The 6,210-nt window shown below is 67.3% G+C and carries 3 protein-coding genes; 1 reads left to right on the top strand and 2 read right to left on the bottom strand.

All coding sequences use genetic code 11. The features are described 5' to 3' along the window. Positions 1 to 590 precede the first annotated feature (590 nt). Positions 591 to 2,588 carry a M23 family metallopeptidase gene (locus J3S89_RS02420; RefSeq protein ID WP_217925882.1) on the top strand — a complete coding sequence of 666 codons (1,998 nt, stop codon included), beginning with the start codon at positions 591 to 593 and terminating at the stop codon, positions 2,586 to 2,588. A gap of 128 nt (positions 2,589 to 2,716) precedes the next feature. Here the strand turns inward: J3S89_RS02420 and J3S89_RS02415 are convergent, their stop codons facing one another. Next, positions 2,717 to 3,325, bottom strand: a complete 609-nt coding sequence (locus tag J3S89_RS02415) for a YitT family protein (RefSeq protein WP_217925881.1) — start codon at positions 3,323 to 3,325, stop codon at positions 2,717 to 2,719. 155 nt (positions 3,326 to 3,480) lie between these two features. Next, positions 3,481 to 6,081 carry an ATP-dependent chaperone ClpB gene (gene clpB, locus J3S89_RS02410; RefSeq protein WP_217925880.1) on the bottom strand — a complete coding sequence of 867 codons (2,601 nt, stop codon included), beginning with the start codon at positions 6,079 to 6,081 and terminating at the stop codon, positions 3,481 to 3,483. Positions 6,082 to 6,210: the final 129 nt, after the last annotated feature.

Genomic DNA, 6,210 nt, shown 5'->3' with positions numbered 1-6,210 from the left:
CGAATTTCGTGACCTTCAACACCTTTCCGAACCGTTTGGCAATCCCCCTTTTCAGGAAAATCACCAGTTCGCAGCGCGAAGGATTTCGTCGCCAGCGGCACCGCCGCCGTCGTTGGAGCGGTTTATAAGGGGGGCCCGGCGCCCCGTCAACAGCCATCTCGAAGTTTTTTGCGCCGCATCGAAGATTTCTCGGCGAACATGAAAAATCGCACGAAATCAAAAGGTTGTCTCTGTGGATAAATTCTGCGCTCGAAGACGCCCCCGATCGCGGCACGAAATCCGGGCTTTTCACCCCTGCTCGGCCCCTCCCCCGTCCGGTCCTCTCTCCCGCTCTCCCCCGTGACGAGGTGTCGCCGCCCCGCCCCTCGCGCATACGCGTGCAGGCGCACGTTTCGTTCCTCCCTCTCCCCGGGTTCGCATTGACGGATCGTCCCCCAGGGGCCAATTTGGGTCCTGCTTCGCCACGAGTTCGCCCCATCCGCTTGCGATCCGTGACGCCGGCACCGAGCCCGCCGCTCTCACCTCGTCCGCATTCGAACGGCCGACGCTCGCACGAGAGAACGGGACAGACCCGCCACCGACGAGACGAGATGCGATACCGCCGACACGCCCACCCGCGCGACACCATCGACCTGGGATCCGAACTGCCGTTGCTCGTCGACGGCGGCGTCGGCCGTCTCGATCGGCGCGCCCTGTCGCTGCGCTGGCTGGCCGGCACTCTCCTGACGGCCTGCACCTCGACCTTCCTGATGGGCGGCGCGCTCTATGTCGCGCTCGACGGACGCCATACGCTCGCCGCCGTTCCGCGTGAGCTCGTCGCGCGCCCGGTCGATGCCCCCCCGGCGCTCGAGCGCACCGTCAATGCCGACACCGGCGTCCTCGCCAAGGGCGATCGTCTGCGCATCGGCCCCGACAAGGGCGTCACCCGACAGGTCCTCAACCTCTCGACCATGACCCGCATCGGCGACCGCGACCTCGTCCGCGTCCGTCCCTTCGTGCGCATCGCCGCCGGCCTCAGCCTGAAGAAGACCGAGGCGACGGCGGACATTCCGCCCTTCAATCCGCTGAAGGTCTTCGCCGACACCGAGATCCTCTCCGGCCGCGGCTCGACCGCGCGCAACCCCGCCTTCTACGACGCGACCGTCGAGGGCGAGATCACCCTGCGCACCCGCGATCTGCCGATGGACCCCGCCTCCTTCGATCCCGACGTGATCATGGCCTCCAACGAGGTCGAGCTGATCGTCGGCGATCAGGCGCGCTTCCTCTCCGACGGCTCGATCCAGGTCGCCTCGCTTCCGGTGATGTCGGACGCGGCCTTCTCCACAGCCACCGGCCCCGGCGGCATCGCCTCGGCGCTCGCCATGCGGATCGTGCCGGAGAACGTGTCCTTCTTCCCGAAGTCCGACGTCGAGCGCGCCGGCGCCGCCACCGGCAACGGCCTCGACGAGAAGACCTCGACCATCGACAAGGGCGACACGCTGCGCGCGCTCCTCAAGGATGCCGGCGCCGACGAGAAGACGATCACCGACGCGCTGCGCGCCCTCGCCAAGAGCATCGAGCTGAAGTCGATCGAGCCGGGCTATCGCATCCGCATCGGCACCGCCAAGATCGACACGACCGACAAGCTGAAGCCGGTCCGCATCACCCTCTACGGCAAGGACAACGCCCACATCGCCACCATCGCCCTCGACGACTACGGCAATTTCGTCACCGCTCAGGAGCCCGGTCTCGGCGAGGACGACATCACGCCCGAGGAGGAGGACGAGACCGTGGCCGCGGCGAGCGGCGTGCCCTCACTCTATTACAGCCTCTATCAGACCGCGATCGACAATCAGATTCCCCGCGCCCTGATCAAGAAGCTCGTCGAGATCTATTCCTTCGACGTCGACTTCAATCAGCGCGTCCGCCACGGCGATCAGTTCGAGGTTCTCTACGCGGCCGAGGACGAGAACGACCCGAAGGCGGGTCAGGAGATCCTCTACGCGGCGATCAACACCAATGGCATCCCGAAGCGATACTATCGCTACCGCTCCCCCGACGACGGGACCGTCGATTACTACGACGAGAGCGGCAAGAGCGCGAAGAAGTTCCTGATGCGCAAGCCGATGGACGGCGGCGTGTTCCGCTCCGGCTTCGGCGGCCGCCGCCACCCGGTTCTCGGCTATTATCGCATGCACACCGGCGTCGACTGGGCCGCCCCCACCGGCACCCCGATCTTCGCCTCGGGTAACGGCACCGTCACCGAAGCCGGCTGGAAGGGGGGCTACGGCCGCTACGTCCGCATCCAGCACGCCAACGGCTACGAGACCGGCTACGGCCACATGTCCGGCTTCGGCAAGGGCATCGAGAAGGGCGTCCGCGTCCGCCAGGGCCAGATCATCGGCTATGTCGGCTCGACCGGCGTCTCCACCGGCCCGCATTGCCACTACGAGGTGCTGATCAACTCCGCCTTCGTCGACCCGATGCGCGTGAAACTGCCGCGCGGCAAGGAACTCGGCGGCGGCATGCTCGCCGAATTCGGCCGTGAGCGCGATCGCATCGACGCGCTGATGGCCAAGTCGAGCACCACCAAGACCGCCGCGAACTGATCATACCGATCACGGGAAATTCCGACTCGTCGGAATTTCCCGTGGTTGCGGCCTGACCGGCCGACGCCCGTTCGGGCTTGCCTTCGCCTACGAAATTTCGAACAGGTCGAAACTTCGTAGGCTCGGTATCAAAACCCGAGATAGCGCCCGGCGCGGTGATTGACGGCGAGCACCAGGTTCATCGTCACCGCCCCGAGCAGCGACAGCGCCACGTGCGGCGCGTCGAGCACGAACACCGTGCCCGAGAGGATCACCGCGTCGATCGCCATCTGCACCTTGCCGGCCGACCAGCCGCGCCGCTCCTGCAGCCACAGCGCGACGATGCCGACGCCGCCGAGGCTCGCCTTGTGGCGGATCAGGATCAAGAGCCCGACCCCGACCAGGAGCCCGCCGAACCCCGCCCCGAAGATCGGCTCGAGCCGCGCGATCTCGAGCAGGCGCGGCAACCCCCAGGTCTCGGCCGCGAGCAGGCTCACCGCCGCCACCGTCTTCAGCGTGAACCGCCACCCCATCCGCCAGATCGAGAAGAGGTAGAATGGCAGATTGACCAGCAGCAGCGCCACCGGAAGACTCACCCCGCCGGCATAGGTGACGAGAAAGGCGAGCCCGGGCGCGCCACCCGTGCCGACCCCGGTGCGATGGAACATCTCGAGCCCGGCCGCCACCAGCAGGGTTCCCGTCACCAGCGCGAAGAGATCCTCGACCGGCGTGTGGCGCACCGCTCCCGCGTCCGTCATCTGCGAGGATCCTCCGCTCGCGACGGCGTCCCCACTTCGGATCGCCTCGTCGCGGCAGTCCTATCGGCTCGGCGCCCTCCCGTCGACCGTCCTGAACGCGAGGAGGCCGCGCCTCTCGCGAAGCGCGGCCTCCTCTTCTCTCCTGGATCTTCCGATCACGCCGCCTCGGCCACCGGCCCGGCGACGTGGAACTGCAGACGATCGCCGCCGGTCGTGACGTCGACGCGCACGCCTTCGCCGATCTCGCCCATCAGAATCTTCTCGGCGAGCGGATCCTGCACCTCGCGCTGGATCACCCGCTTCAACGGCCGCGCCCCATAGGCCGGGTCGTATCCGCGATCGGCGAGCCACTCCCGCGCGCCCGGCTCCAGCTCGAGCTCGATGCGCCGATCGGCGATCAGCTTCTGCAACCGCGCGAACTGGATGTCGACGATCCGGCCCATCTCCGACCGCTTCAGGCGGTGGAACAGCAGGATGTCGTCGAGCCGGTTCAGGAACTCGGGCCGGAAGTGGGCCCGGACCATCGCCATGACGTCGTCGCGCGCCTTGTCGACGTCGTCGAGTTCACCCAACTCGACCAGGAACTCCGCCCCGATGTTCGAGGTGAGCACGATGATCGTGTTGCGGAAATCGACCGTGCGTCCCTGCCCGTCGGTGAGCCGCCCGTCGTCGAGCACCTGGAGGAGCACGTTGAAGACGTCGCCGTGCGCCTTTTCGACCTCGTCGAACAAGATCACCTGATAGGGCCGCCGCCGCACCGCTTCGGTGAGCGCGCCGCCCTCCTCGTAGCCGACGTAGCCCGGAGGGGCGCCGATCAGCCGGGCGACCGAGTGCTTCTCCATGTATTCCGACATGTCGATGCGCACCATCGCCTGATCGTCGTCGAAGAGGAACGCCGCCAAGGCCTTGGTCAGCTCGGTCTTGCCGACGCCGGTCGGGCCGAGGAACATGAACGAGCCGATCGGCCGGTTCGGATCCTGGAGCCCGGCACGGGCGCGCCGCACGGCGGTGGAGACCGCGTGCACCGCCTCCGCCTGGCCGACCACCCGCTTGGCGAGTTCGTCTTCCATGCGCAGCAGCTTGTCCTTCTCCCCCTCGAGCATCTTGTCGACCGGGACCCCGGTCCAGCGCGAGACGACCTGCGCCACCATGTCGGCGGTGACCGCCTCCTGCGCCGGCTTGCCGCCGTCCTCGCCCTTGGCCTCGATCTCCTTCAGCTTGGTCTCGAGGCCCGGGATCACGCCATAGGCGAGCTCACCCGCCCGGTCGAACCGGCCGGTGCGCTGCGCCTGCTCGAGCTCGAGGCGGGCCTGATCGAGGCTCTCCTTGAGCTTGGTGGCCGAAGCCATCTGGTCCTTCTCGCTCTGCCATTTCGAGGTGAGTTCGGCCGATTCCTCCTCGAGGTCGGAGAGTTCCCGCTCGAGCCGCGCGAGCCGATCCTTGGAGGCCTGATCGGTCTCCTTCTTCAGCGCCTCGCGCTCGATCTTGAGCTGGATCACCCGGCGATCGAGTTCGTCGAGTTCCTCGGGCTTCGAATCGACCTGCATCCGAAGCCGCGCCGAGGCCTCGTCGACCAGATCGATCGCCTTGTCGGGCAGGAAGCGATCGGTGATGTAGCGGTTCGAAAGCGTCGCGGCGGCGACGATCGCCGAATCCGCGATCCGGACGCCGTGATGCAGCTCGTACTTCTCCTTCAGGCCGCGCAGGATCGAGATCGTGTCCTCGACCGTCGGCTCGGAGACGAAGACCGGCTGGAACCGGCGGGCGAGCGCGGCGTCCTTCTCGACGTGCTTGCGATATTCGTCGAGCGTGGTCGCGCCGACGCAGTGGAGTTCACCGCGCGCGAGCGCCGGCTTCAAGAGGTTGGAGGCGTCCATCGCCCCGTCCGACTTGCCGGCACCGACCAGCGTGTGCATCTCGTCGATGAACAGGATCACGCCACCCTCGGCCGCCTGAACCTCGTTCAAGACGCCCTTCAACCGCTCCTCGAACTCGCCGCGATATTTCGCGCCGGCGATCAGCGCGCCCATGTCGAGCGCCATCAGGGTCTTGTCCTTGAGGCTCTCGGGCACGTCGCCGTTGAGAATGCGCAGCGCCAACCCCTCGACGATCGCCGTCTTGCCGACGCCGGGCTCGCCGATGAGGACCGGATTGTTCTTGGTACGCCGACTCAGAACCTGGATGGTCCGACGGATCTCCTCGTCGCGGCCGATCACCGGGTCGAGCTTGCCGTCACGTGCCGCCTGGGTCAGGTCACGACAGTATTTCTTGAGTGCGTCGTACTGGTTCTCGGCCGAGGCGGTGTCGGCGGTGCGGCCCTTGCGCAGATCGTTGATCGCGGCATTGAGCGCGTTCGGGGTGACCCCGGCGGCGGTGAGGATCTTGCCGGCCTCGCTCTCCTTGTCGAGCGCGACCGCGACCAGCAGCCGCTCCACGGTGACGAAGCTGTCGCCCGCCTTGTCGGCGATCTTCTCGGCATTCTCGAAGATGCGCGCCGTCGCCGGCGCCATGTAGAGCTGGCCGGATCCGCCCGAGACCTTGGGCAGCTTGTCGAGCGCCTTCTGCGTCGCGGCGAGCGCCTCGCGCGAACGGCCGCCGGCGCGGTCGATGAGACCGGCGCAGAGCCCCTGATCGTCGTCGAGCAGGACCTTGAGGACGTGCTCCGGCGTGAACTGCTGATGACCGGCCGAAAGAGCGGCGGTCTGCGCCGACTGGAGGAAGCCGCGGGCGCGTTCGGTATATTTCTCGAGATTCATGGTTGCCCTCCTGGCCCGCCGCCTCACCGCCCCTCTGGGCACGGTCCGCGCGGCGTCTGGATTCTGGGGTGGCGCCTCCCGCTCCCCCGGGGCGGAGACGGGAAACGACCTTCGTCTCCCATGTGGGAA

The organism is Pinisolibacter aquiterrae (assembly GCF_019160155.1).
In the GTDB taxonomy this organism is placed as follows: Bacteria; Pseudomonadota; Alphaproteobacteria; order Rhizobiales; family Ancalomicrobiaceae; genus Pinisolibacter; species Pinisolibacter aquiterrae.
This window is presented reverse-complemented; position numbering and strand designations above follow the sequence as displayed.